At 46.4% G+C, this 26,213-nt stretch carries 29 protein-coding genes; 12 read left to right on the top strand and 17 right to left on the bottom strand.

What is annotated here, in order from left to right; all coding sequences use genetic code 11:
- Positions 1-82: 82 nt before the first annotated feature.
- Positions 83-580: an HTH domain-containing protein gene (locus GACE_RS00640; RefSeq protein WP_052400162.1), complete on the top strand. Its 498-nt coding sequence runs from the start codon at positions 83-85 to the stop codon at positions 578-580.
- Positions 581-592: 12 nt separating this feature from the next.
- Entirely contained in the window at positions 593-2,623 is a 2,031-nt protein-coding gene (locus GACE_RS00635; protein ID WP_048090334.1) for an acetate--CoA ligase family protein, read from the top strand.
- Here the strand turns inward: GACE_RS00635 and GACE_RS00630 are convergent.
- Complete coding sequence (locus tag GACE_RS00630) at positions 2,609-2,920, bottom strand: hypothetical protein (protein ID WP_148305885.1); 312 nt, start codon at positions 2,918-2,920, stop codon at positions 2,609-2,611. The two genes, GACE_RS00635 and GACE_RS00630, sit on opposite strands and share 15 nt — an antisense overlap.
- Before the next feature lie 103 nt (positions 2,921-3,023).
- On the opposite strand from GACE_RS00630, the gene GACE_RS00625 reads away from it, so the two are divergent.
- A complete protein-coding gene (locus tag GACE_RS00625; protein ID WP_048093452.1) occupies positions 3,024-3,842 on the top strand; it encodes an EamA family transporter in 819 nt (272 codons plus the stop codon).
- Here the strand turns inward: GACE_RS00625 and GACE_RS00620 are convergent.
- The 3 genes from GACE_RS00620 to GACE_RS00610 form a co-directional block, all read right to left on the bottom strand.
- Positions 3,839-4,039 (bottom strand): 50S ribosomal protein L24, encoded by a 201-nt coding sequence (locus GACE_RS00620; RefSeq protein ID WP_048090330.1) that lies wholly within the window; start codon positions 4,037-4,039, stop codon positions 3,839-3,841. The genes GACE_RS00625 and GACE_RS00620 overlap by 4 nt on opposite strands.
- A 20-nt stretch (positions 4,040-4,059) precedes the next feature.
- On the bottom strand, positions 4,060-4,557 hold the full coding sequence (locus tag GACE_RS00615) for a hypothetical protein (protein ID WP_048090327.1): 498 nt from the start codon (positions 4,555-4,557) through the stop codon (positions 4,060-4,062).
- A 125-nt stretch (positions 4,558-4,682) separates the two neighbouring features.
- Positions 4,683-5,588, bottom strand: coding sequence for an IS481 family transposase (locus GACE_RS00610; RefSeq protein ID WP_048090325.1), 906 nt, complete (start codon positions 5,586-5,588; stop codon positions 4,683-4,685).
- Positions 5,589-5,680: 92 nt separating this feature from the next.
- Between GACE_RS00610 and cooS the strand changes: the two genes are divergently transcribed.
- Positions 5,681-7,540: an anaerobic carbon-monoxide dehydrogenase catalytic subunit gene (gene cooS / locus GACE_RS00605; protein WP_048090322.1), complete on the top strand. Its 1,860-nt coding sequence runs from the start codon at positions 5,681-5,683 to the stop codon at positions 7,538-7,540.
- Between the two features lie 30 nt (positions 7,541-7,570).
- Here the strand turns inward: cooS and lysA are convergent, their stop codons facing one another.
- Genes lysA through GACE_RS00580 form a run of 5 tightly spaced genes read right to left on the bottom strand, consistent with a single transcriptional unit; the run spans position 7,571 to position 13,549 of the window.
- Positions 7,571-8,830 (bottom strand): diaminopimelate decarboxylase, encoded by a 1,260-nt coding sequence (lysA, locus tag GACE_RS00600; RefSeq protein ID WP_048090320.1) that lies wholly within the window; start codon positions 8,828-8,830, stop codon positions 7,571-7,573.
- Positions 8,823-9,977 (bottom strand): LL-diaminopimelate aminotransferase, encoded by a 1,155-nt coding sequence (locus tag GACE_RS00595; protein ID WP_048090318.1) that lies wholly within the window; start codon positions 9,975-9,977, stop codon positions 8,823-8,825. Before GACE_RS00595 ends, lysA begins: the two co-directional genes overlap by 8 nt.
- Before the next feature lie 44 nt (positions 9,978-10,021).
- Complete coding sequence (locus GACE_RS00590; protein ID WP_048090316.1) at positions 10,022-11,149, bottom strand: citrate/2-methylcitrate synthase; 1,128 nt, start codon at positions 11,147-11,149, stop codon at positions 10,022-10,024.
- Between the two features lie 10 nt (positions 11,150-11,159).
- Positions 11,160-12,677 carry an AMP phosphorylase gene (locus GACE_RS00585; RefSeq protein WP_048090314.1) on the bottom strand — a complete coding sequence of 506 codons (1,518 nt, stop codon included), beginning with the start codon at positions 12,675-12,677 and terminating at the stop codon, positions 11,160-11,162.
- Between the two features lie 41 nt (positions 12,678-12,718).
- Complete coding sequence (locus GACE_RS00580) at positions 12,719-13,549, bottom strand: D-aminoacyl-tRNA deacylase (RefSeq protein WP_048090312.1); 831 nt, start codon at positions 13,547-13,549, stop codon at positions 12,719-12,721.
- A 72-nt stretch (positions 13,550-13,621) separates the two neighbouring features.
- Here GACE_RS00580 and GACE_RS00575 point away from each other — a divergent pair, with 72 nt between their 5' ends.
- On the top strand, positions 13,622-14,080 hold the full coding sequence (locus tag GACE_RS00575; protein ID WP_048090309.1) for a deoxycytidylate deaminase: 459 nt from the start codon (positions 13,622-13,624) through the stop codon (positions 14,078-14,080).
- A gap of 36 nt (positions 14,081-14,116) precedes the next feature.
- A complete protein-coding gene (locus GACE_RS00570) occupies positions 14,117-14,374 on the top strand; it encodes a winged helix-turn-helix transcriptional regulator (RefSeq protein ID WP_048090307.1) in 258 nt (85 codons plus the stop codon).
- A gap of 39 nt (positions 14,375-14,413) precedes the next feature.
- Here the strand turns inward: GACE_RS00570 and GACE_RS00565 are convergent, their stop codons facing one another.
- The 6 genes from GACE_RS00565 to GACE_RS00540 form a co-directional block, all read right to left on the bottom strand.
- On the bottom strand, positions 14,414-14,611 hold the full coding sequence (locus GACE_RS00565; RefSeq protein ID WP_048093451.1) for a TRAM domain-containing protein: 198 nt from the start codon (positions 14,609-14,611) through the stop codon (positions 14,414-14,416).
- A 94-nt stretch (positions 14,612-14,705) separates the two neighbouring features.
- Positions 14,706-15,701 (bottom strand): tetratricopeptide repeat protein, encoded by a 996-nt coding sequence (locus GACE_RS00560; RefSeq protein ID WP_048090305.1) that lies wholly within the window; start codon positions 15,699-15,701, stop codon positions 14,706-14,708.
- A 51-nt stretch (positions 15,702-15,752) separates the two neighbouring features.
- A complete protein-coding gene (gatD, locus tag GACE_RS00555; RefSeq protein WP_048090303.1) occupies positions 15,753-16,976 on the bottom strand; it encodes a Glu-tRNA(Gln) amidotransferase subunit GatD in 1,224 nt (407 codons plus the stop codon).
- Complete coding sequence (gene argH / locus GACE_RS00550; protein WP_048090302.1) at positions 16,963-18,417, bottom strand: argininosuccinate lyase; 1,455 nt, start codon at positions 18,415-18,417, stop codon at positions 16,963-16,965. The genes gatD and argH overlap by 14 nt, the downstream gene beginning before the upstream one ends.
- Positions 18,395-18,676, bottom strand: a complete 282-nt coding sequence (locus GACE_RS00545; protein ID WP_048090300.1) for a DUF504 domain-containing protein — start codon at positions 18,674-18,676, stop codon at positions 18,395-18,397. The genes argH and GACE_RS00545 overlap by 23 nt, the downstream gene beginning before the upstream one ends.
- Positions 18,663-19,178 (bottom strand): ArsR family transcriptional regulator, encoded by a 516-nt coding sequence (locus GACE_RS00540; RefSeq protein WP_048090298.1) that lies wholly within the window; start codon positions 19,176-19,178, stop codon positions 18,663-18,665. The genes GACE_RS00545 and GACE_RS00540 overlap by 14 nt, the downstream gene beginning before the upstream one ends.
- 94 nt (positions 19,179-19,272) lie before the next feature.
- On the opposite strand from GACE_RS00540, the gene GACE_RS00535 reads away from it, so the two are divergent.
- The 6 genes from GACE_RS00535 to cobA all read left to right on the top strand — a co-directional run bounded on the left by GACE_RS00535 (position 19,273) and on the right by cobA (position 24,656).
- A complete protein-coding gene (locus GACE_RS00535) occupies positions 19,273-19,455 on the top strand; it encodes a DUF5350 domain-containing protein (RefSeq protein WP_048090295.1) in 183 nt (60 codons plus the stop codon).
- 120 nt (positions 19,456-19,575) lie between these two features.
- Positions 19,576-20,898, top strand: coding sequence for a glutamyl-tRNA reductase (gene hemA / locus GACE_RS00530; RefSeq protein ID WP_048090293.1), 1,323 nt, complete (start codon positions 19,576-19,578; stop codon positions 20,896-20,898).
- The gene (gene hemB / locus GACE_RS00525) at positions 20,819-21,784 is read left to right on the top strand and encodes a porphobilinogen synthase (protein ID WP_048090292.1); all 966 of its coding nucleotides are present in this window, start codon (positions 20,819-20,821) and stop codon (positions 21,782-21,784) included. Before hemA ends, hemB begins: the two co-directional genes overlap by 80 nt.
- Positions 21,785-23,053 carry a glutamate-1-semialdehyde 2,1-aminomutase gene (gene hemL, locus GACE_RS00520; protein ID WP_048090290.1) on the top strand — a complete coding sequence of 423 codons (1,269 nt, stop codon included), beginning with the start codon at positions 21,785-21,787 and terminating at the stop codon, positions 23,051-23,053.
- A complete protein-coding gene (gene hemC, locus GACE_RS00515) occupies positions 23,035-23,910 on the top strand; it encodes a hydroxymethylbilane synthase (protein ID WP_048090288.1) in 876 nt (291 codons plus the stop codon). Before hemL ends, hemC begins: the two co-directional genes overlap by 19 nt.
- Positions 23,907-24,656, top strand: coding sequence for a uroporphyrinogen-III C-methyltransferase (gene cobA, locus GACE_RS00510; protein WP_048090286.1), 750 nt, complete (start codon positions 23,907-23,909; stop codon positions 24,654-24,656). Before hemC ends, cobA begins: the two co-directional genes overlap by 4 nt.
- Here the strand turns inward: cobA and truA are convergent.
- Positions 24,629-25,402 carry a tRNA pseudouridine(38-40) synthase TruA gene (gene truA / locus GACE_RS00505; protein WP_084063628.1) on the bottom strand — a complete coding sequence of 258 codons (774 nt, stop codon included), beginning with the start codon at positions 25,400-25,402 and terminating at the stop codon, positions 24,629-24,631. The two genes, cobA and truA, sit on opposite strands and share 28 nt — an antisense overlap.
- Entirely contained in the window at positions 25,396-26,181 is a 786-nt protein-coding gene (locus tag GACE_RS00500) for a carbon-nitrogen hydrolase family protein (protein ID WP_048090284.1), read from the bottom strand. Before GACE_RS00500 ends, truA begins: the two co-directional genes overlap by 7 nt.
- Positions 26,182-26,213: the final 32 nt, after the last annotated feature.

Raw genomic sequence — 26,213 nt, 5'->3', positions numbered from 1 at the left:
TAATGTTTGCCTGCAGAACTATTTAATCGTTTCGGGTATCATGCAAAAATATAAAATATTAGTTCTGATAAACTGAATTACAATGGAAAATGAAATCTGTAAATCGGAAATTGAGGATCCAGTTAATAAAAGAATTCTTGAAGGTCTGCTGAGGAATCAGACGCTGGATGAAATCGCTGAAGAGCTGAACGTGGCTGTGAGAACAGTCCAGAACAGGATCAAACAGCTTGAAAAGAGGGGCTGCATAGTGGAGAAGAAAAAGGGCGTGTGGGAAGTGAATTACAGAAGGATAGGGCTTGACACGATTGCGGTGGTTCTTCTCTCTGTTAAAAATTCGAGAGATGACCTGGTTAAGCTGATTGAGCATTTGAAGCGTCTGGATTACGTGGAGAATGTGTTTGAAATCATTGGCGGCGAGTTCGATCTGTGTGTGATTGTAAGATTCAGGGGGCTTGAGGAAGCGATGAAAGAAAACGATCTGTTTATAAGGTGGATGAACAGAAATGGAATTCTCGTTGACGACTTTAAAGCGTACATCAGCGGTAAGACTCACAAAGATCACAGGAGAAGCATTATCTGAGGAGGTGGTTGTGTGAAATACATTCCTGAGCATGAAGCAAAGGAAATTCTGGAGAATTGCGGTATTAAAAGCTCGAAAACGATCTTCTGCGAGAGTGAAGATGAGGCGGTCAGGGCAGCAAAGCAGATAGGCTTTCCTGTCGTGATGAAGGTCGCCTCCAGAAAAATCGTTCACAAAAGCGATGCTGGAGGTGTTATTCTCGGAATTGAAAGCGAGGATGAGGTGAGAAGGGCCTTCAGAAAGCTGATTGCCATTGAGGATGCAGAAGGGGTGACGGTTCAGGAGACTCTGGCCGGGATTGAGCTTATTGTTGGTGGCGGGGAGAACGAGCATTTTGGAAGTTACGTGATGTTCGGACTTGGAGGAGTTTTTGCGGAGGTTTTGAGAGACGTCTCCTACCGGCTTGCACCGCTGAGCAGAAAAGATGCGGAGGAGATGATCCGGGAGATAAGAGGATACAGGCTGCTTGAGGGTTACAGGGGCTTCAGAGCAGACGTGGACTCAATTGTCGAGCTTCTTGTGAACGTAAGCCGGCTCGTGGAGGATGAGAACATACTTGAGCTTGACCTGAACCCAGTTTTTGCCAGCGAAAGCGGTTGCTACGTGGCAGATGCGAGGATGGTCGTTGGTGAGGGAAGGGACTTTTCCTACTCTCTGGAGGAAATAGGATTTCTTTTCAACCCGAGAAGCGTTGCGGTAATCGGTGCATCGAGGCACGTTGGAAAGCCCGGATACAACATTGTGTGGAACATGAAGCAGCACGAATTCACTGGAAAGATATACCCCGTTAACCCCAATGCAAAGGAGATTCTGGGCTATAAATGCTATCCTTCTGTGCTCGACATCCCCGATAACGTGGATGTTGCCATAATTGGCGTTCCTGCAAGGATGGTTCCCAAGGTAATGCGGGAATGTGCTGAAAAGGGTATCAAGGGCGTGGTAATCGTAAGTTCTGGATTCAGCGAGGAGAGTGAAGAGGGGAAGGAGCTTGAAAGAGAGGTCCTCGAGATTGCAAGAAGTGCCGGAATAAGGATCTTCGGTCCAAACACCACTGGAGTCCTCAACACGGACAACGGGTTCATAACGACGTTTGCTCTTCTTCCCGTGGTCAGGGCAGGGAGGATTGGAGTTATTGCCCAGACAGGACTCTTCCTCGGGGTAATGATGGAAATGGTCGTCTCCAACCATCCCAGCATAGGCTTCAGCAAGGTCATCGGCATGGGGAACAAGGCAGATGTTGAGGACTACGAGGTTCTGAATTACCTTCTCTCCGATGAGAAAACGGACGTTGTCGGGATGTACATAGAGGGTTTGAGGAACGGAAGGGCTTTTTTTGATGTTGCAAGGAATGCAGACAAGCCGGTGGTGGTTTTCAAGAGTGGAAGGACTGAGTACGGGAAAAAAGCCGCTCTCAGCCATACAGCATCCATGACAGGAGATGATGATATCTTCAATGCCGCTGTAAAGCAGGCAAATATGGTTAGAGTATACAGCTTCGACGAACTATTCAACGTTTCTAAGGCCCTGTCCCTGCAACCTCTACCAAAGGGTAAAAACGTGGCTGTCGTACATTACACCGGCTCTGGATGCGTCCAGGCTGCTGATACCGTGTATCTGAACAACCTGAACCTCGCAAAGCTTGGAGAGAAGACTGTCAGAAAGATAAGGCGGGTAACCCCTGAGTGGCATCAGGTGAACAACCCTGTCGACATCTGGCCCATGGTCGAGTATCATGGCTCGCACAACGCGTACAATGCTGTGATCGAGGCTCTGATGACTGATCAAAACGTTGATTCGCTGATCGTTGCAATATTTGCCAGCGGTTTTGGAAGTCTTGGAGAGAACTATCGGCCCGACTTCAAGTGGGTAAAATCCTACGGGAAGCCGGTTTACTTTGTTATTGAGGGCAGGAGAGACATGGTGTTTGAGCTGAAAAACGAATACGAGATCAACGGAATTCCTGTATATCCAAACGCCATCACCGCTGTAGAGGTTCTCGGTAAGGTTACACGGTATGCTCTTAGGAGATCATCTCTCCATTGATTTCTTTATTTCTTTGGCATTTTTTATTAATCCGGAGATGGCTTTTGCCAGGTCTCCGTTAAACAGAATCCTGACTGAGCTTTCTTTACTTGTTATCTCAAACTCAACAAGCTCGTCGCCCGCTTCTCCCCTCACCGAGATGATCTCAAGTCTGTCCATTTCATTGCACCACGTAAAGTATGTCTCAGGGCTGCTGGATTTCAGTTCTATGGATATGAATGGTATGTTCCAGTCATCTCCCTTTTCAAGCTCTTTTGCGTAGCTGTGCAGCCTCTCCCTGACTATCAGACATTTCACAGATTTTCTCAGTATGGGTTTTAAAAAAGGGTTACTGGGTTTTGTGATTGTTTTCATTCCGGGGGTGAGAAAACTTTTATTCTGGATAACCCAGGTCTTCCAGATGCTGCACTATGTCCTGCTTTTTGCGGGTGTCCTTGCGGTCTCAACAGCCTCCATATTTGCAGTCCTGGCAAATGCTCCCGGAATAGCCGCGAGTTTCTGGAGGTTTCTGATCTCGGGAATTGTGATGGGTGCATATTACAGAACGTTTGGCTTCAGAAAGGATGTGCTCAGGTATTCCGCCATTGCCGGGCTTGCTCTTGCGCTTCACATGGCCTCATGGATAGAATCGCTTTTTCGCGCATCTGTTGCTCTCAGCACAGCCATTGTGTGCACACACTCGATATTTTCAGGAATTTTTGCATCGTTTGCGGGGGAGAGGTTCAGACTGCGTGAAGTTGCCGGCATTTTTGTTGCACTTGCGGGAATCTTCCTTCTCAGCGGAGCAGACACGTATGCAGAGCCTGCTGGTATAGTTCTTGCCTTTATCGGAGCAGTATCCGGCGGGCTGTATTTTTCTCTTGCACGATTCTCTCAGTCCGTTGATTTCCGTGATTATGTTGTCTCCACGTACCTAATGGCGGCCGTCTTTTCAGGCCTGGGAGCCTTTGTTCTGGGGGTGAGCCTAACAGGTTATTCGGCAGAAACGTTCTTCTACTTTGTTCTCCTGGCGATAATCCCCATGAGTTTCGGGCACACGGTTCTGAACTACCTCATTAGACGGATGAAGGTTGTTGTCGTGACGGGGAGCGTGCTGGGAGAAGTGGCGGGATCAGCACTGCTGGCGGCCATCTTCCTTGGCCAGGTGCTGACACCTCTGGCCTATCTGTATCTGCTGGTAATACTGGTAGGGATTTACCTCACAACGAGTAAAAGCTAAAAAATTATATTTCCGGTCCTCTTTATCTGCTCCTGGTTTCTGAGCCATTCACTTCTCCACTTCATGAAACACTGTTTGCTGCAGAAATTTTTGGGCTTGTTCACACAGCAGGTTTTGAACGACAGCGGTTTTCCTGTTATCAGTTTCCCGCAGTTATCGCACCGCAATGCCTTTGAGCTTTCAATTTCCATTGGCATGATTGATCTTTTAACGGAGTTTAATTTAAATATCTTTCCAGGCCATTTTTCAGGATCAGGGACTCGATTACCTGCATGTGGTAGTTCTGGTCGGGGTTTTCGAACTGAATCCATATCACCATGTCCCTGTAGCTGAAGAAGTAGTGGGTTTCACCACCCTTGTACGTCCTGTATGCCTTCAAATCTCCGATTTTAACTATTTCTGGCTCCGAAAAGTACAGATGTACCTTTTCGGCCATTTTTTCTGTCAGATTTCTGGCCTCTTCCTTGCTGCCAGTCCATGCCACCCAGACCCTTATCTGCCCCTTACCTTCGAGATCAAGAATTGCGGCGTTTGCAATGCTGAAATTGCCGAGATGGATTGATTTTGTCATTCTGATTGCGTCATCGCCCTTTACAATATTGATAACCCTGAAATCATCCTGGCTTTGAAGCCCCAGGTACCCACTGGCTGCTATAACAATGCCGAGTATTATGAGCAGCACTCCCAACAGATATGTTCTGCGCAGTTCGACCATGCGAGGGGTTTGTTTGTATGGCTTAAAAATTCTCCCATGGATTCTGGACATCAGACATGGGCTTCGGGCATTTTCTGTTCGGTTTACTGGCTCGGTTCTCAGCGGTGATGTGTAGTTTCCTAAAATCATTTCCCACCATCAAACCACCTCCACGAATAACTCAATATTCTCTCAGGAGTCAACTTTCTCAAAAATGCTTTATAGGGAGTCTCCAGTTCATCTAAGTTGAGACTCATGTGGGGTCTTTTGTGATTGTACCACTCCATGAATTCATCTACTGTATCGAAATACTTGATTTTAGCTTCCAGCGTTCCATAGAACCTCTCTATCTTTCCATTCGTTTGTGGGTGATTCACCCTACCCACAATATGCTTAATTTCATTCTCTGCAAGGAATTTCTCAAATTTAGATACTCCTTTAGCCTTCTTCTCCCCTGCAGATGCGTAGAACTGAGTACCTCTATCCGTCAGGATTGATTCCGGCCTGCCATAATCATCCATGGCTTCTTTTAGCACTTTTATGGCATTCTCAGATGTTGCTTTATCAAATACTCCGTAACCAGTAATCAGACGGGAAGCATCGTCCAGATAAGCAATTATCCACTTCCCGTTATAGAAAAACCAGTCTGCATGCCATAATTCCATAGAGTGCTTTCTCTCATACCTTATCCACTTTTTACGCTTTTTCTTGTTCTTCTCCTCCTTAGCATAGCCGTTCATTCTCAACACTTCGTGTATTTTGTTCTTGCTTATTCTGTAACCTCTTTCCTTTAAGATTGTTTGGAGAACTACTGCATTACACCTGTACTCTTCATAGGCTTCTTTTATGGCTTCTATTTCTTCTTCTGATAGTTCTTTTTTAGGTCTACCTGGTTTCTTTGGCTTTGGTATTTCTCCAGTATCTTTGTATTGCTTGTAGATCTGATTTACTCTTCTTGGTGTTATGTTTTCGATCTCTGCTATCTCCTTTGTCGGTGTACCCTTCCCTTTCTCTCTGATAATCCATTTTATCGCTTTCTCGTCAAGTTTCACATGGGGGTTTGTTGAAGTGGGAAATAATTTCGGGAAAAGACACAAAAATCTTAGGGTCAAAAAATATATGAAGTATTCTTGTGAAATTGATCATGAAACTGGAAGAAACTGTTAGCTACCACGAGACAGTAAATGAAATGTACAAGAAAGTGAAAAACGAGACAACAAACATCGTGGACAGATTTAACGCACAGGAAAAAACAAGATGTCCATTCTGCGAAAAGGGTTTGAGCTGCCAGCTGTGCAGCATGGGTCCCTGCAGAATAACCCAGACCAATCCCTACGGTGCCTGCGGTATAGATGCAGCAGGAATGGTTGTAAGGAATTTTGTTCACAAGAACATGCTTGGGACGGAGGCGTACACATATCATGCAATTGAGGCCGCAAAAACATTGAGGGCCACTGCTGAGGGGAAAACACCATTTGAGATAAAGGAACCTGAAAAACTCAAATGGTTTGCCGGACTGCTCGGAATTGAGGGAGAAAACATAAAAGAGCTCGCAATCAGGGTTGCAGATTTTGTGATATCCGACCTGAGTTCCACAGAAAAAAGCAAACTCGTCGAGATACTTGCTCCTGAAAAAAGGAAGGAGCTGTGGAAGGAGCTCGGATTGATGCCCAGCGGAGTTTTTCTGGAGCTTTTAACGGTTGGATCATCCTCCATGACCAATGTTGACAGCAACTATGTCTCGCTTGCCAAAAAATCCATGTCCTTGGGCATATCCACGTGCCTTGCAGCCCAGATCGCTCTCGAAACCATACAGGACATTCTGTTCGGGACTCCAATGCCTCACGAAACCTATGCCGACCTCGGAATTCTCGACCCGGAGTACGTTAACATAGCGGTCAACGGACATGAGCCTTTTGTAGGCATGGCACTGATAAAGCTGGCGGAAAAAGAAGAAGTGCAGGAAATGGCAAGGAAAGCCGGAGCAAAAGGACTGAGAATAGTGGGATTCATCGAAACGGGACAGGAGATACTTCAAAGAGTTGACAGCCCTGTCTTTGCAGGAATTGTAGGAAACTGGATCGTGCAGGAATATGCTCTCGCCACTGGAGCTGTTGACGTTTTTGCGGCAGACATGAACTGCTCCCTTCCATCACTGCCAGAATATGAAAAGTACGGTGTAAAGATAGTTCCCGTCAGCAAACTGGTGAGATTTAAGGGAATAGACGAGGGTCTGGACTACGAGCCTGAAAAGGTTGAGGAGATAGCAAGAGAGCTTATTGAAATCGCAATAGAGAACTTCAAAAAGAGAGACAAGACAAAAGCAGTAAGAGTTGGTAAAAAGCAAAAAATTGTCGTCGGATTCTCGCCCGAAGCAATAGACAAGCTCGTCGGTGTGGACAATCTGCTTGAAGCTATCAAAAGTGGATCCATAAAGGGAGTGGTCGGCCTGGTGAGCTGCACCACGCTAAAGAACGGACCACACGACAACAGCACGGTAACCATAGCAAAGGAACTGATCAAGAGAGACATCCTTGTTCTTTCGCTCGGCTGTGGAAATGCAGCACTTCAGGTGGCTGGTCTGACTTCAGTGGATGCGAAGGACCTTGCAGGAGATAACCTGAAGAAGGTCTGTGAGGCTCTCAACATCCCGCCTGTGCTGAGCTTCGGAACCTGTACAGATACTGGCAGGCTCGCATACCTGCTCAGAATTCTTGCTGAAAAACTTGGAGTGGACATACCTGATCTGCCCATAGCAGCAACCGCTCCAGAGTACATGGAACAGAAAGCCACGATAGATGCAGTTTTCGCCGTGGCGTACGGTGTTGTGACACATGTATCACCGGTACCACCAATAACGGGCAGCGACAAGGCAGTTAGACTGTTTACAGAAGATGTTCAGAAGCTGACCGGAGGAAGAGTACTTGTTGAGGAGGACCCGGTCAAGGCCGCTGAAAAGATAGAGCAGGTCATACTTGACAAGAGAAGGTCCCTCGGGATCTGATTTCCAAATTTTTTATATTGTTTTAAAAGATTAAAAAAGTTCTTCCGGGATTCTCTGTTTTGCGATGAGATCTCCAACGGTTTCCTTTTCCCGGGTGATATGGAAAGAGCCACCATCAACAAGAACCTCGGCACACCTTGGACGTCCATTGTACTGGCTGCTCATCGCAAAGCCGTAGGCTCCCGCATCGAAAACTGCGATGTAATCTCCCTTCTCAACTTTCGGAAGCTTTCTGTCTTTTGCAAGAATATCTCCAGATTCACATATCGGACCGGCAATTGTGTACAGCTCTTCTGCCGGCATCCCCATTTTGTTCGCAACCGCCACCCTGTGATATGAGTCGTACATGGCCGGCCTTATGAGCAGATTGAAGCCTGCATCAACAGCAACAAAGTTCCTGTGGGCTTTTTTCACCGCATTTACTCTGGTCAGCAGAATTGTCGTGTTGGCAACAAGACTCCTCCCAGGCTCAATCCAGAGTTCCGGCTCAGATTTTAACATCTGGAGCCCCCTCTCAAACGTTTTCCTTAGTGGCTGAGCGAATTTTTCCACCCTGCATTCTCCATCCTCCTCGTAATCTATGCCAAATCCACCGCCCATGTCCAGAAACTCGAGCCTCACACCAAGTTTTTCAAGTTCTGATGCAATTTCAAACATCTTTTCAAGCTCGTCCACGAAAGGTTCCACATCCCTGATCTGACTTCCTATGTGGCAGTGAATTCCAGCCGGAACCACACCATCAGCCTGAACTGCGACTTCATAGGCTTCAAGAATCTGCTCAGCCGGAATTCCGAATTTTGATGTTTTCAGGCCCGTTGCGATCTTGGGGTGAGTCTCCGCACCTATATCGGGATTCACCCTGAAGGCAATCTTTACCTCCCTTCCGCAATTTTGAGCAATCTCTGAAATCGTGTAAAGCTCGTCAAGGCTGTCAACGCTGAACTTCACCCCAGCCCTAATTCCAGCCTCGATTTCCTCATCACTTTTGGAGTTTCCGTTGAACAGGATGAAATTTCGATCAAAACCGGCAAGCAGAGCAAGATAAAGCTCCCCCAGGCTGAAAACATCGGCACCAAAGCCATATTTTGCAAAAATTCTCATGATGGTAAGGTTGTTGTTGGCCTTGACTGCATAGAGCATTCTGGCAAATCCAAAGTTCTCCCGGAATACTCTGATGTTTTCTTCGAGCTTTTTCCTTGAGGTGATGTAAACAGGGGTGCCGGTTTTCTCCACTATTTCTTCAAAACCAACCTCTTCTATGAGAAGTATCCCATCTCTGGAGCTAAACAATATCGACTCCCTCCATTCTCCTCAGAGCTTCCTCAATCACGGCAACATCCCTTGTAAGGGCAAATCTGACGTACCCCTCTCCGCTCTTTCCGAATCCAACGCCGGGAGTTACAAGGACACCTGCCCTGTCGAGAAGCTGCTTGGCAAACTCCATGCTGGGCATGCCCACCCTGAGCCAGACGTAGAACGTTGCCTTTGGTTTTTCAACCTCGAAACCGAGCTCCTTGAGCCCATCAACAAGTCTGTCTCTCCTTTCCCGGTAAATCCGGTTATTCTCCTCAATGATGCGGTCATCCCCGTTCAGCGCTGCCACACCAGCATCCTGAACTGCATTGAAAACACCGCTATCTACGTTGGTCTTCACCTTCAGCAAGCCTTTCACAGCCTCCTCATTTCCGAGAGCATAGGCTATCCTCCAGCCAGTCATATTGTAGGTTTTGCTAAGAGATCCGAACTCGATCACACATTCAAAGGCATTTTCGTATTCAAGAAAACTCCTGGGCCGGTAATCAAAACCAATTTCACTGTATGCAGCATCGTGGGCAAGAATGATTCCATTGTCATTGCAGAAATCCACTACCTCCTTAATGAAATCCATTTCGGCAACAGCTGTTGTGGGGTTGTTCGGATAGTTCAGAAACATGATTTTTGCTTTTCTTGCGACCTCGTCAGGAATGCTATCCAGATCGGGCAAAAACCCATTTTCTTCCTTCAGGGACAGTTCGTACGGTATTCCTCCGGCCATGATGGCCGATGAGTGATAAACAGGATATCCTGGCTCGGTATAGATGACATAGTCTCCACTTTCCACGAACGCAAGAGGGAGGTGAGCAATACCCTCTTTTGACCCAATCAGAGCGATGACGCTGTCAGGTTCAACCTCAACGCCCTTTCTCCGCCTGTAAAAGTTTGAGACCGCTTCTCTAAACTCATACTTCCCGGCATAGCTTGGATATTTCTGATTCTCAACTTTTTCCACAGCCTTTTTCATTGCCTCAACAACATGCTCTGGAGTCGGCAGATCAGGGTCGCCCACTCCGAAGTCTATGACACTCACTCCCTCGCTTTCCTTCTTCGCCTTCATTTCGTCAAGCTCTGCGAAAAGATATGGCGGTAATTTTCTCAGCCTCTCAGCTAACTCAAACAAAGTAACACCTCCTGAAACTGAGGTGAAAAAAGATTATAAAAAACTTATTCTCTCTCACTCAGGGGCAGGAATTTTTTCCCTGCTGGCCCAACATATTCCGCTCTCGGCCTTATCAGAACATTGTTCTCATACTGCTCAATGATGTGTGCAGTCCAGCCAGAAACCCTTCCGATGGCAAAAATGTTTATGAAGAGGTCATCCGGGATACCCAGATTCGCATAAACGCTGGCAGAATAAAAATCAACGTTTGGCAAAAGTCCTTTGTGCCTGTGAACTGCCTCCTCTATTGCCTCGCTGATCTCAAACCATCTTGTTCCCTTCTCTTTCGAAAGCATTCTTGCAAGCCTCTTCAGCTCAACAGTCCTCGGATCTATGACGTTTCTGTACACTCTGTGCCCAAAACCCATGATTCTCTCTCCCTTTGACAGTTTCTCAAGCACATACCTTTCCGCTCTCTTTGGCAATGCCACCTCCCTGAGCATTTCCATTACCCTCTGAGCCGCACCCCCATGCAGAGGCCCAATGAGGGTTCCTGTTGCGGCAACAACGCAGGCATACATGTCAGCAAGCGTCGATGCTGCCACTCTTGCCGCAAAAGTGGAGGCGTTGAGTTCATGATCAGCATGAAGGATGAAATCCAGGTCAAGGGCTTTTTCCATGGTCTTTGTAGGCTCTTCGCCATGGAGCATGTACAGAAAGTTGGCTGCATGTCCGAGATCCTCGCTGGGATGAACCAGCTTTTCACCCATCCTGATTCTGTGGAAGTAAGCGACAATGGTCGGAAACTTGGCAATGAGGTTTTTTGCCTTTTCAATACTCTTTTCGTGGCCTGTAAATGAGATGTGCTTGTCCATCGTTCCCAGAAAACTCACCGCAGTTCTCAGAGCAACCATGGGATGACAGAAAGGTGAGAGGTTTGTGAGCAGGCCTACTATCTGAGGTGGTAGTTCCCTCCTCTCTTTCAGATCCTCACTGAAGTATTCCAGATCACTCTTTGATGGAAGCTCGCCGAAAAGCAGCAGGTATGCCACCTCTTCGTAGGTCGAATGTCTTGCGAGATCATGAATATTGTATCCCCTGTATTCCAGTATCGCCTTCCCGTCCTCGATGGCAATCCGCGATATGCTCGACTCAGCAGCAACAACATCCTTAAGGCCATTAACTGCACCCATAATAATCACCTCAAACAACCTTGAAAGAGGGGTACTTCTCCAGTATCATCCCTGAAACGACTATCGGAGGATTTTCCATCGCATATTCAATAGCCTTTTCCAGCTTCCAGGCCGTTTCAGCATAAATCGTAATCAGAGGATCGCCCCTTTTCACAACCTCTCCTCTCTTCCTGTGAATGTAAACACCTGCCCCCTTGTCCTTCGGAGCCCCAGCCAGTCTTGCCAACCGGACAACCCTCTGATTCAGAATGTCGACAACCGCACCCTCAAATTTGCTCTCAATCACATATTTTTCCTCGCCTATTGGAACGTCGTCAGACTTGAGTATTCCCTTACTGCCCTGAGCCTGAATTATCTCCAGGAGCTTTTGATGAGCCTTTCCACTCTCGAAAATCATTTTTGCACGATCATATCCGTCCTGTGCAAACCCGGATATCTCAAAAAGCAAACCTGCAATTCCAAGGGATTTTTCTATCAGGCTTGACGAACCTTTTCTTTCTTCAAGCGTTTTCAGTGCTTCCCAGGCCTCCAGAGCAGGTCCGACGGTCCTCCCAACAGGCTGTGAACCATTGGTGATGGCACATGAAACATTCAGGCCGAGTCTCCTCCCAAGCTCCACAAACTCTCCGGCAAGCTTCCTGCCCTCTTCGACAGTGGATATCTTCGTCCCGTTTCCTGCCGGGATGTCTATCGCAACGTGCCTCGCACCGACTGCCCCTTTTTTCGCCATTACACTTGCCAGAAGCTGAGGCCTTGGGTCTATGGATAAAGGATACTCCACCCTGATTATCTTGTCATCAGCAGGAGCTATGTTGGTTGCACCACCCCATGCAATTACGCCTCCTGTTTTCAGGGTTATTTCCTTAATCTCTTCAACAGACATGCTGACATCTGCAAGCACTTCCATTGTGTCCGCAGTACCGCTTGCAGAGGTTATTGCCCTGCTTGCTGTTTTGGGAATCAGCAACCCGGATGCCGCAATTATGGGTACGATGAGCAGACTCACCTTGTTTCCGGGAACTCCACCTATGCTGTGCTTGTCAACCACAACACCTTTCTCGAACTCTATGGCTTCCCCAGTATCAATCATCGCCCTTGTCATCCATTCAATTTCATCAAAATCCATCCCCACAAGATAGCTGCCAAGAACAAATGCCGTGAGTTCGACTTCTGCAAGATTGCCATCAACGACATCAGAAATTATGCTGTAAAGTTCTTCTCTCGAATATTTCTTCCCGCTGAGCTTTTTTCTTATGAATTCAACACTGGACGGTCTTGAAACTGGATATATGTCAACCTCGTCCCCATCTTTAAGATTCAGCTCTGCTGCAATTTCCTCATAAACGCCAATTTTCCCCCGGGAAATCAGGCCAAAAGCTATTTGAACTATCGCACTTACACTCTTCCCGGATTTTATGACTCTGATCCTGTCTCCTTCAGAAACACCAATCTCTGCAGCATCATCCTGATTTAAGGCAACCGCAAATTTACCTGCATTAATTGGAAGAACAGCCGCCCTCACCTTCATTGTGGATAAATGGCCCACAGGGTATAAATATCTTTGTATGCTTATGTATCCCAGATAAATTTCTTGGCCTCCTTGGACCTGATTGCCTCAATTCCAACCATTTCTGCCACCTCTTTTATCAGCTGCTTCACTTTAGAGTTTGCAGACTTCTCGTCAAAAATTATTATCTCGGCATTGCTGAGATCAATCGCATATTTCAGAAATTCCGGTGTGAGGTCCTGAAACGTGTACTTTGGGAAGTTGTGTGCAAAGGCAAAAACAGTGTTCAGCTCTATTTCAGTCTGTCTGGGAACGTAATGCGTCCCTCCAACACCAACAGCAACCTTCCAGTTATTCTCCCCGTCCAAAGCCTCAAGTATCGCATCAGCAACAATATGTGCGATGTCCTCATCCTTCCACTCCTCTTCGGTTGAACCGATCTCATAAAATGCACACGGCTTTTTTATCTCGGACGGGCCATGATGTGTCGCTTCAAGTGTGAATTCGTACTCAGTATCGGGTATTTTCTTGCTTACGGCAATTGAAAAGTTTTTCATCGTAACTGGCGCAGGTTTTGCGAGTCTGTATGGCAGACCGCCGTAATCTGCCCTCCCGACATTACCGGAAACGTGAGCAGTTACGATCTTCCTCCCATCCTTGCTTGAATGTCTTGAAGCAAATACAATTTCATCAAACTCAACAAGCTTTGAAAGACGCTCATCAAGATTATCACAGTATATAAGCCGTTCCTTAACCTCGACAATGGCGAATTTTTCCGAAGTGTGAAACACATAGTCTCCGACAACCTTACTGTCAAAATCGCCAGTTGAGAGTAAGACATTTTTGATGTTCTGACCGGCCAGGTCTTCTTTACTGCAGACTATCAGTTTCATGATCTCAGGTTCATGTCGGGACACAAAAAATAATCGGAGAAACACTTATTTTTCAGAAGGATATGCTTTCGCATGCACAGAAGACCATCACTTGATGAATACTTTATGGGCATTGCAAGATTTGTGGCCAGCAGATCCACCTGTCTGAGACAGAACGTTGGAGCAGTTATTGTGAGAGACAAACGAATCCTCTCCACAGGATATAACGGGGCTCCAATGGGCCTGCCCCACTGTTTTGACATAGGATGTCTGAGAAAAGAGCTCAACATACCCTCTGGCGAGAGACATGAGCTTTGCAGAGCAGTGCATGCCGAGCAGAATGCCATAATCCAGGCAGCATACCATGGTGTGAGCATAAAGGATGCCACGCTGTACACAACCCACCAGCCATGCATAATGTGTGCCAAGATGATAATTAATGCCGGGATAAAGAAGGTCGTGTACGGGAAGGACTATGCAGACAACAGGGGTCTGGAGTTCCTGAAGGAGGCAGGCATAGAGACAGTCTATTTCCCCATGGAGGAAGATTAATATACTATTATATAGATTTTTAAACTGGGGATAAAAATGAGTTTGAGGAAGCTTAAGTATGAGGCCGAAATAGCACTGAGGCATTTCCTGGTCCTCAAGGCAGTAAAGGAAAATCAGCCAATAGGGATATTCAAACTATCCGAAATCCTCAACATGCCAAAACACAAGGTCAGGTATTCGCTGAGAGTACTTGAGCAGGCCGGAGTTATCGAGCCGTCCCAGCACGGTGCCGTAATTCCGGACGACGCTTACGAAAAGATCGAAAAAATGAAAAAAAGACATTCAAGAAATTAGAAAATGCATTGATGAAATTGAAGAACTGTCCAAGATTATTTAAACTACTTCTGCAAATCCATATTTTCTCAAAACCTTCGTTATTCTGACTGTAACTTCTTCGTCCACATCCACACCGGGCACAAACACGACATAGCCCTCGATTCTCGCAATTCCATCTCCACCGCTTCCAATGTTCTCAATCCTAACTTTCCTTACATCTCCCACCTTTACAGGTGGCTTCCTTTCAAATTCCATTTCAAACACCTACCTTCCAATTTCATAACGCTCTGTAGAAAAGTATATAAAGTTTTCTATAATTAATTCCTGAATGAAAAATAATAGTGGCTTATCAATCTCCAGCAGTTTTTGAGATGCTCTTTCTGTATTCCTCGTACTTTTTCCTGGCTTCTTCTGCTTTATCAATCAACCCGAGTTTCTCATATGCTTCAGCCACGTGTTTGAACCACATCGGGTCATTTTCAGCCTCCTGTTCGCAGTATTTAGCAAACTTCGTCCATGCTCCCTTAGCAAGTTCTTCCTCTCCGAGAGCCTCATAAAGCTTGGCAACATCCTCCCAGAAAACTCCTTCTTCCTCAGCTTCCTTCTTGTAATATTCGAGAGCCTTTTTCAGAGCTTCCAAGTATTTTTCCTCATTACCAGTATTGCGGTACAGTTCAGCGACATCCTCCCAGAACCATGGTTCATCTTCCGCATACCTCTCAAGGCATTCAGCCGCTTTTGTCAGATCGCCTGCTTTTTTGTAGAGTTCATGAGCCTCTTTCCAGTAATACACATCCTTCTCTCTCTCCGCAAGCATTGCATAAACATCTGCCGCCTCAGTATATTTTTCAGCCTTCTCGTATGCCCAGGCCGCACTTTCGAGCATCTCTGCCTTGATATATGCCTCTGCCGCCCTGACATAATCTCCTTTCTTTTCGAATTTTCGGCCAGCTGCCCTGTATCTGCCCTTTTTCATCAGGGACTCTGGACTTGAGAACCTCTCTGCCAGACTCAGGTCAGGCTCAGAAATGTACCAGACAAACACAGCAAAGGCAATTACAAAAACCGCAAGAACAGTGAGGAATTCATTCACGTGCCACAAATACACGGAATAAAGTCCATAAGCAGAAAGAAGCGTCCCCAAAAGCGTTACGAGACCGTATTTAAAAGACCTTGCATAAAACGTTAGCGCAGTCATCAATCCAAAAACTGCCAGAAGTCCGAGATAGCCCAGCCCAAAAACTATCTGAATCAGCAACTTAATCCCGAAGAAGTGCACAATTGAAGCGGCTGCCGCAAGCAAGATGACGATGAACGTTCCTACTGCCACTGTCAACCTGTCCATGGCTAAATATTGCAGGGATGGATATATAAATTCTTTATCCCACTCACAAAGTTAAATTGTCAGGTCTTCATATCCGAGCATCGGATTTATCTCCCCCACGATGTTTTCCCTTACCAGCATTCTTGCATCCTCGACGTCAAAGTTGCCGAGAAGCCACATGAGCTTTATCAGGGCTGTCTCGGGCAGCATGTCCTCTCCCTCTATGACTCCGGCCTTCAGCAGATACCTGCCAGTATCGTAAACCCGGTCACACACTCTGCCCCATAAACACTGAGAGGTCATGACAATCACGCTGTCCTCCGCAACCCTTTTCACCGTCTCCACCCAGTCCGTGGATACATGTCCCAATCCAGTGCCCTCAATTACGAAACCCCTGTAACCCCTGTCGTGGAAGAATTCCAGTATCTCAGGTCCAAGTCCAGGATAGTATTTTATCAGGGCGACTTTTTCTTCGAACTTATCATAAAGCTCAAGCTCCCTCTCGTTCCGTCTGAATCTTTCTGCAATCCAGTCGATCCTACCATCAGGAAACACTTTTCCGAGTGGGGAGTAATTCACGCTCTCGAAGGCATCTCTTCTTGAAGTGTGATTCTTTCTCGCCTTGACACCCCTGTGAATGTAGCAGAACTCGTCTGCAGTTGTCCCGTGCATGACGATGGTGACTTCACCCAGATCACTGAGTGCAGCATGGGCAGAACAAATCATGTTCATCGCAGCATCACTGCTCGGTCTGTCAGAGCTTCTCTGAGCACCAACGAAAACCACTGGTACAGGAGTCCTTAGCATGAACGCCAGTGCTGATGCGGAATAGTGCATCGTATCAGTCCCGTGGGTTACAACAACACCATCATATCCGTCCCTCACGGCCTCGTGCACACGCCTTGCAAGCTTCACCCAGTAATCAGGTTTCATGTTTTCACTCAGGATGTTGTAGAGCAGTTCCGCATCGATATTTGCAATCTCGAGTAGCTCTGGAATGTCCGCAACGATCTCCTCTGCAGAGAACTGGCTTGTAACGGCGCCAGTTTTGTAATCCACCTTGCTCGCAATCGTGCCTCCTGTCGAGATTACCTTTATCGTACCCAGATTTTCTCTGCTTTCAAACCTTTCAGGCACAAATTCATGCATTTCCACTTCCTTCTCTTCAAGGATTTCGTAATCGTAAAATCCAGCATTATAACCGCTATCAAGCTTTAACACGAGTTTGTTGTCATCCGATGGGAGCGCCACTCCTTCAAATATCCTGCCTTTCGCCTTTATTTTAACTCTCTTCATTTTCAAAGCTTTCCACCTCCTCCATCAGACCATTCAGAGAATTTTCAATCCTGGATTTAATCTGCATCAGTACTGTTTCGTCTTTCTTCAGCTTTTCGAGTCTTTTAGCAATCATGCCCGTTATGTTGTCCTCACTCGTGCCACCTTCACTTCTCTTCATCTCGACAGCATTTTCTGGCCTTCCGAACATATCAAGCTCTTCTGGCGCGATTTCCAAGCTCAATCCGAATTTCTCAAAAACATCTGCAAGCTCTTCAGCGCCAATCTCATCTTTCTCAAGCTTTGCAAGCTCCCCGACAATCCTGTGAGCATCTCTGAAAGGTATGCCCTTCATAACGAGTAGATTCGCTATATCAGTTGCCAGAGAGAAGCCTTTGGACGACTTTGCTCTCAAGACATCTGTCCTGAATTCAATTTTCTCCAGCAGTCCAGCCATGACTCTGGCAGAGATTAGGGTTTCATCCAGCACTTCAAACAGCAGACGATTCATTTCCTGAAAATCTCTGTTGTATGCAAAGGGCAATGCCTTGTAGATCGTCATTGCAGCAGTAAGGTTGCCAATCATCTTTCCAGCCTTCGCCCTTATTATTTCGGCAGTATCCGGATTCTTTTTCTGGGGCATTATGCTTGATGATGAAGCAAATTCATCGGGAAGATTCACAAACCCGAACTCAGAAGACCACAGGATTATTTCCTCGCAGATCCTGCTGAAAGAGATCATCAAAGACGTGCAGGCAAAAATGCACTCTACAAGAAAGTCCCTTGTTGCTACCGCATCCATTGAGTTTTCAACAATTCCATCGAAGCCAAGAAGCTTTGAAGTCAGAGACCGGTCAACGGGAAAACTCGTTCCTGAAAAGGCTGCAGAGCCAAGTGGGGAGAGATTCGTTCTCCGGAAAGCCTCAAGGAACCTTTCGAAATCCCTTGAAATCATGTCGTGATATGCCAGAAGGTGGTGCGATAATTTGGTTGGCTGGGCGTATTGCAGGTGAGTGAAACCCGGCATCACGTCATTCAAATGCTTTTTAGATTTTTTAAGCAGTACAGATTTAATTTCAAGGATTTCGGCCATTATTTCTGTAAGCTTATCTCTTGCAAACAGCCTCAGGCATGTGGCCACCTCATCATTTCTGCTTCTCGCAGTATGCATCTTTTTTCCGTTTTCACCTGCAAGCTCAATTACCTTTGCCTCAATGGCCTCATGCACATCCTCATATTCTTTTGACAGAGAAGAAAAGCCATCTGATTCGATTTTTTTCAAAGCCAGGATAATTTTTCTCGCAGAATCTCTGTCGATTATACCCCTTTTTTCAAGCATGATGACATGGGCGTAATCAACGAGAATATCATAGTAAAAGATGTTTTCATCAAAATCCATAGAAGTAGTCAGCTTGAGAGCGTACTCATCCATTTTTTTATCAAGCCTGCTTCTCACCGTCATCTCTGTCAGCTAATTCACCGGAATTAATTAACTTTTTCCAGACCGTCTTTCCACAGTACGAAATCTCAATAACCCTGTGATGAGGAATTGTCGAGCTTTCGGTATAGATGAAGGCATGTCCAATCTCACGTATCTGCTCACCCGAAATCACAGAGTAGCCCTTCGGCCTGTCTATATATTTGATAAGCACGTTCCTCAGATCATATTCAGGATGCCATCTGAATTTGTCCAGAATTACCTTGATCTCAGACTTCTTCATTTTTTGCTGGCTCAACAAGCTGACCTTTCAAATTGAGCTTCAGTGATTTCTTCGCCAGTGCCCTGATAAACAGGTTATCAAGTCCGGTTTCCCTGCTTATATGCTGAACGGAAATTCTCCCCCTGCCAATCTGCTCAAGTATTCTGTCAACTATCTCGCTTTCCTCATCCTCAGCCATAAAAATCGCATTCAGTATCGTGTTGAGTTCTTTGAGGGAGATGTAAACGTTTATGCTCAGATGCGTGTAACTGACATGGTACTCCTTTTCCGGCTTTCCTGCAGGGTCAGAAGGCATTCTCCACTTGATCTCGAGCATGCCCGCGTTTTTAAGGATTCTCAGCGCCTCCTCCACACCTTCCCCGTAAAGCTGTTTCAGCTCTTCCAGAGTCCTCCACTCACTCAGCAAAGTTTCATAAACTCTCCTGTAGGTCTCGGTTGAGAAAAGCTGCAGAACTGGAACAAGCTCCACCGCATCATTTACAAGCTTTGCCCTTCTTACCATCTCTGATATAATCTGCTCTTGCGGTATTTATTATTTTGCATCACCAATATTATGAGAGAAAAGTTTTTTAAGTCTGCTTGTTTCAGGCACAATCATGGGTAAGACTGGAACGACTCAATGGATCAAGATAAAGAACAGAAAGGGCGGTACCAGGCTTGTGCCAACAAAGTATCAGCTCCACAAAAAGCCAGGTCCAAACCAGAAGTACACATCGGATGGCAAAAAGAGAAGAAAGATAAAAAGAAGCCCCAAGAGCATAGCTGGTGCAAAGACCTGAATTTTATAATTATCTTTTCTAATAATCCTAATTCCAACAGGCCGATTTGCCGGAAATTCTTTTACAGCAAACCTAAAGTTTAAATTACTCCCTATCTCAGGATTAAAACAAGGTGATGAAATGGAAATAGCCAACCTTGTGATATCTCACAAAAAAGCTTCAATCGATCAGATTCAAAAAGCCTGGCATGGCGATTATAAAACGCTACTCGACAGGGTGATGTCCTTCTCGAACATAAGAGAATGTGCCATCCTCCTCACCTGCAACAGAGTCGAGGTTTACGTTTACGGGTCCGGCACCATAGAAACCCTCAGAAAGTTTGCCAGGTCGATGGGTGTTCCTGAAAGGATCATCGAGATCCACAAAAATGGAGAGACCCTTGAACACATCCTGAGAGTTGCGTCGGGTCTCGAGTCGATGATGGTTGGAGAGGATCAGATTCTCGGACAGGTTAAAGATTTCTACAGCATGGGAAAGGAATACGGAAGCATCGGTGAAGTCCTTGACCTGGTTTTCTCCAAGGCAATTCAGGTGGGCAAAAAAGTCAGGAACCGGACAAAGATAAACAAAGGCGCTGTAAGCATCGGGAGTGCGGCTGTTGAGCTTGCCGAAAGAAGGCTGGGGACCCTCGCTGGAAAAAAGGCGTTGATTATTGGGGCTGGAGAGATGGGTAAGCTCGTTGCAAAGGCAATAGCACACAAGAATCTCGATAAAATATACATAGCAAACAGAACTCTCCAGAGAGGCAGAGCTCTCGCTCAGGAGGTTGGCGAAAAGGCAATTGCTGTACCGTTTGACAAGGTCGAGAAATACATCACTGAATGTGACTTTGTGATCTCAGCCACCTCCGCCCCCCACTACGTCATAACAAAAAGCATGATGGAAAAAATCATGGAGATCAGAAAAGAGGCAGTTCTTCTTGTCGATATAGCCCTGCCAAGAGACGTGGAACCGGAAGTGGCAGAGGTTGAAGGCGTCCTCCTCCACACGATAGATGACCTCCGGGAGATCAGCAGAGAGAATCTGAGGAGAAGATTGAAAGAAGCAGAAAAAGCTGAAAAAATAATAAAAGAGGAGCTTGAAGACCTCATCGAAAGGTTGAAGGAGTTAAAAGCAAGAAATGCCATCTGCATGATGTATTCCCACGCAGATTACATAAAAAACGAGGAGATTATAGAGCTTTACAACAAACTTCACGCAAAATATGGCGTTGATGAAGAAGTGCTGCCCCTGCTCGAAAGCTTTGCAAACTCACTCATTAAAAAATTCCTAAGGAAGCCAACTGTCAGACTGAGACAGGCCGCACGTAATGGAAAACCGGAAGTGGTGGATGCTGTGGAGTTTTTATTCGGAGGTGTTAAGGATGGAATTTCCAAAGGTAAGAATGAGAAGATTGAGAAAGAACAGAATTCGTCCCCTAATGCAGGAAACGAAGCTGTCTAAGGAAGACCTGATAATGCCCATCTTTGTTGATGAGAACATTTCATCAAGGCAGGAAATTCCCTCAATGCCCGGATACTTCAGGATCCCCCTTCACAGCATATCTGACGAGATTGGAAAGGCAATGGAGCTGGGTGTAAGAGCATTTATCTTCTTTGGCATACCTGCCAGCAAGGACGAAATTGGAAGTTCCGCATACGACGATGATGGTGTGATACAGAAGGCTTTGAGAAACGCCAGGCAGGACTTTGATGATGCGGTGCTGATAACAGACGTCTGCCTGTGCGAGTACACCACTCACGGGCATTGCGGTATTGTCCAGAATGAAGAAGTTCTGAATGATCCAACCCTGCCAGTTCTTGGAAAAGTTGCTGTGAGCCATGCCAGAGCCGGGGCAGACATCGTTGCTCCCTCCGGAATGATGGACGGAATGATAAAAGCCATAAGGAGTGCTCTTGACGAGAGCGGATTTGAAAATACCGCAATAATGAGCTACTCTGCCAAATATGCATCATCATTCTACGGACCATTTAGAGAGGCTGCTGAAAGCGGATATGCCTTTGGAGACAGGAAAAGCTACCAGATGGACTTCCACAACAGCAATGAGGCGTTGAGAGAGGTCGAACTCGATTTGAGAGAGGGGGCTGACATAGTCATGGTCAAGCCCGCACTCAGCTACCTGGATATCATACGGAGGGTCAAAGAGGAGTTCAAGGTTCCCGTTGCAGCCTATAATGTTAGCGGGGAATACAGCATGGTCAAGGCTGCTGGCAGAATGGGATGGCTCGATGAGATGAGCATAGCCTATGAAATACTCACTTCAATAAAAAGGGCGGGTGCTGATCTGATAATCACCTATCATGCAAAGGAAATTGCGGAGGTTTTGTGAATGTGGGGGAAATCAAAGGAGCTTTATGAAACCGCCAGGAGTCTGATGCCTGGAGGGGTCTCAAGTCCGGTTAGAGCCGTAAAGCCGTTCCCGTTTTACACGAAAAAGGCGAAGGGTTCAAAGATATACGATGTCGATGGAAACGAATACATAGACTACTGCATGGCGTATGGGCCATTAATTCTTGGCCACGGAAATGAAAGAGTTAAGAACGCGGTTAAAGACAGGCTTGAAGATGGCTGGGTTTACGGGACGCCCATAGAGCTGGAAATCGAATATGCAAAACTCATAACCGACATCTACCCATCAATAGACATGGTCAGGTTCACAAACACCGGCAGCGAGGCGACTATGGCGGCACTCAGGCTTGCCAAAGGGTTCACGGGTAAAAAGAAGTTCATAAAAATTGAAGGAAGTTTCCATGGTGCCCATGATTCCGTGCTTGTCAAGGCAGGCAGCGGAGCCACAACACACGGAACACCAAACTCGGCGGGAGTTCCTGAAGAGTTTGTGATAAATACGCTTCAGGCCCCTTACAATAATGTTGAAGCTCTTTCGGAGGTTATTGAGAAGAACAGAGAAGATATCGCTGCCCTGATTCTCGAGCCGGTGATGGGCAACGCTTCACTGATAATTCCAGACGACGGTTACCTGAGGGAAATCAGGAAAATCACCATGGAGAACGACGTTCTGCTCATCTTTGATGAGGTCATAACAGGATTCAGGCTTTCGCTCGGCGGTGCCCAGGAGTATTTTGGCGTTGAGCCGGACATAACCACTCTCGGAAAAATTGCCGGTGGAGGGTTCCCGATAGGTATCGTCGGAGGAAGAAAAGAGATACTGGAGAAATTCAGTCCTTCCGGGCCAGTTTACCAGGCTGGAACATTCAGCGGAAATCCGATAAGCCTCACGGCAGGATACACCACAGCAAGAATCCTTGAGGAGGAAAAACCGTATGATGAGCTCAGGAAAAAGACCGAAAATCTGGTGAAAGCGCTGAAAGATGAGATTCATGATGCGAAACTCAATGTAAGCATTGGCTCAATTGAATCAATGTTCTGCATTTACTTCGGAGAAAAACCCCGAGACTATTCATCAGCTCTGAAACTGGACAACGAAAAGTTCATGGAGTTCTACTGGAAACTGCTTGAAAACGGAGTGTTCTTCCCTCCATCCCAGTACGAGACGTGCTTTATGAGCGTGGCTCATGAACCGGAAGACGTGGAAAAAACGGCAGAAGTGATTGTGAAATGCCTGAGAGCATTGTAATCGGCACAAGAGGCAGCAAACTTGCCCTGGCACAGGCGGAAAAGGTAAAGGAAATACTGGAAGAGGAAGGATTCGAAACAGAGCTTAAAATAATCAGGACATCTGGAGACATTAAGAAAGACAGACCCCTGCATGAATTCAAAGGAATCGGAGCATTTGTAAGAGAGATTGATCTCGCACTGAAAAGGGGCGAGGTGGATATTGCCGTCCACAGTCTCAAGGACGTTCCAACTGAAAGGGTAGAGGGGACGGTGATTGCCGCAGTTCTTGAAAGAGAGTCGCCATGCGATGCCTTCATAACCAGGGAAGAAAAGAGATTCGAGGAAGTTGAGAGCGGATCCATAATCGGTACATCATCGCTGAGAAGAAGGGCGATGGTTCTGAAATTGAGGAGGGACCTGAAGATAGAGAATCTCAGAGGAAACGTTGACACGAGGTTGAGAAAACTGACTGAGGGAATGTATGATGGAATTTTTCTTGCCGAAGCGGGACTGATCAGGCTCGGGTGGGACAAAAAGCTGAACTATCAGCGGCTCGACCCCCAGATATTCGTGCCATCAGCCAATCAGGGGATAATCGCCATAGCCACGAGGGAGAATGAAAAAGAGATTGTCAGCTTTATGAATCACGAAAAAACATACAGAGAGGCTATGCTCGAGAGGGCTGTGATCAGCGAACTGGGGATAGGATGTGCAATTCCGGCTGGAGTCTATGCAGAAAGTGACGGCAGGAGAATAAGACTCGTGTGCGAGATCCTCAAAGAAAACGGAGAAGTTGTTGCCAGAATTGACGAAAAACTGGATAGAGATTACTCGCAGAGCGATGTTAGAGAAGTTCTCAGGGAAGTGATACCTTGACAGTATATATCGTTGGCTCAGGTCCGGGAGACCCTGAACTGCTGACCCTCAAAGCTTTGAGATTGATAAGAGAAGCTGATGTCATTCTTTACGACGAACTCATTGGCGAAGACATAAAAGAGCTGATTAAAAGAGAGAGCAGAGCAATCCTGATTGATGTGGGAAAAAGGGCCGGAAAACACAAGAAAAAGCAGGACGAGATAAACGAACTGCTTGTGAAGTATGGAAAAGAATATGACAGAGTTGTAAGGCTCAAGGGCGGTGATCCCTTCGTCTTTGGCAGAGGTGGAGAAGAAATAGAGGTTCTTGCAGAACACGGGATAGAGTTTGAAGTTGTGCCAGGAATCACTTCAGCAATAGCCGTTCCGGCCTATGCAGGCATACCTGTAACTCACAGGAAATATGACCCCGCACTGGTGTTCATAACGGGTAAGCAGGAAAGAGAGAGGCTTGACTGGGAGGCACTTGCAAGGCTTAACGCAACTATCGTGATACTCATGGGAGTATCCAACCTCAGGGAAAACGTCGAAAAACTTCTGAACCACGGTAAAGACCCGAACACTCTTGTTGCAATAATCGAAAATGGAACCACAGAGAAACAGAGAATTGTGAGGGGCAGGCTATCCAGCATCGCAGAGATTGCAGAGAGAGAAAATGTGAAGGCTCCGGCAGTGATAGTAATCGGGGGAGTGACAGAGGTATCCGAAAAAGTGAAGGATTACCTCAAAAACCTGAAAATACCGTAAAGCTGTGCAAATTTTTTCATCCTTTCCTGAATTCTCTCCTGCAGCAGCCCGTAAATTTTTTCATCCTTTTTAAACTCGAAAGGGTACTTCACATCAAGGAGTATCAGCCCGTACGGGCTTGCGGGAGTCAGAGGTATGTTTTCCCCTGAAAGAACCAGTTCAACTATTTCCGTATCACTCCTCATTCCCGCAATTTTCAGGGCAGTTACGATCTTCCTCACCATGTTCCAGGCGAATGCGTTGCCCTCAACAGTATAGATAATAAAATCTCCCCTCTTTTCAATTTCCGAACGCAGGATCTCCCTGACACATGGCTTGCAGGCTTTTGCAAAGCCAGAAAAGTCGTGCTTTCCCAGCAGCATCTGTGCCGCATTTTTCATCGCTCCAACATCAAATCCCTCATCTGGCAGAACATACCTGTAAACCCTTGAAAGAGCTTTCCTCGGGTTGAAATCCTCATCAACAATGCAGTATGCCCATACCGAAATGTCATCGGGTAAATTCGAATTGAGGACTCTCAAAAACCACGGCTCAAAAGAGTCGAGATTGACTGCAAAAACGTTGCCAAACGCGCTGACGCCCGCATCGGTCCTTCCCGCAATCCTGTACCTCCTTTCCCTGGCATTGATGCCGAGCTTTTCAAATGCCCTGAAAATTTCACCATCAACTGTTCTGAGGTGTGGCTGAAACTGGTTTCCATAATAATCCCAGCCAAAATAGGCATACTTGAAAGCCACCCTCAGCATTCAATACCCCCATCCAGCAGTTCTCTCATTGCCGGAATGTTTCTATCCCTCAAAGAGTAGTTTACCTTCCTGTATTCTCTGATCCTGCCAACATCTATCACCGCCTCAATCAGCTCCTCTGAGTCCTCGTTATCATATCTGGCGACAATTCCTTCAGGAGTGGCGATAAGACTCCTCCCGACACATATCTCACCGGTAAATGTTGTTCCCACTCCCCCTGCCTTAACTATCGCATAGGAATTGTCAAATGACCTCGTAAAGTAAAGACAGTGTCTGAACTCCTGCGCAGGTAGCTGAGATTTCTTGAACGAAACGACAGGGTTAAGCACAATGTCCACTCCCTTAAGCCCCGGAATCCTGCACAGCTCCGGATACAGAATATCAGCACAGATTAAAGCCGAATACCTGATTCCTGCCACCTCAAAAACCTTCAGCTTTTCTCCGCAGCGTATTCCCCTTTTCCTTTCGCCTTCCGTCGGGTGAATCTTGTCCTGTACTGCCACCAGATCCCCATCGTGAAAAACATACAGAGTGTTGTAATACCCCTCACCATCTCTTCTCACAGCATTTCCTGCCACAATTGCCCCTTTCTCTTTACTGATACTTTTCAACCAGTCAATCGTCGTTTCCGCTATACTGCCGTTAAATACATCATCCGAATAGGAAAAGTATTCAGGAAGCAGATAAAGGTCAGAGTCTGACGAGAAGATCAATTTTTCAGCACTTTCAAATGCCTTTTTGCCAGTAAGGCACTGCACGGCGGAAACCCTGAGTTTCATCCCATTCACCTGATCAAAATTAATGGCCGATA

Source organism: Geoglobus acetivorans, from assembly GCF_000789255.1.
Classification (GTDB): Archaea; Halobacteriota; Archaeoglobi; order Archaeoglobales; family Archaeoglobaceae; genus Geoglobus; species Geoglobus acetivorans_B.
This window is presented reverse-complemented; position numbering and strand designations above follow the sequence as displayed.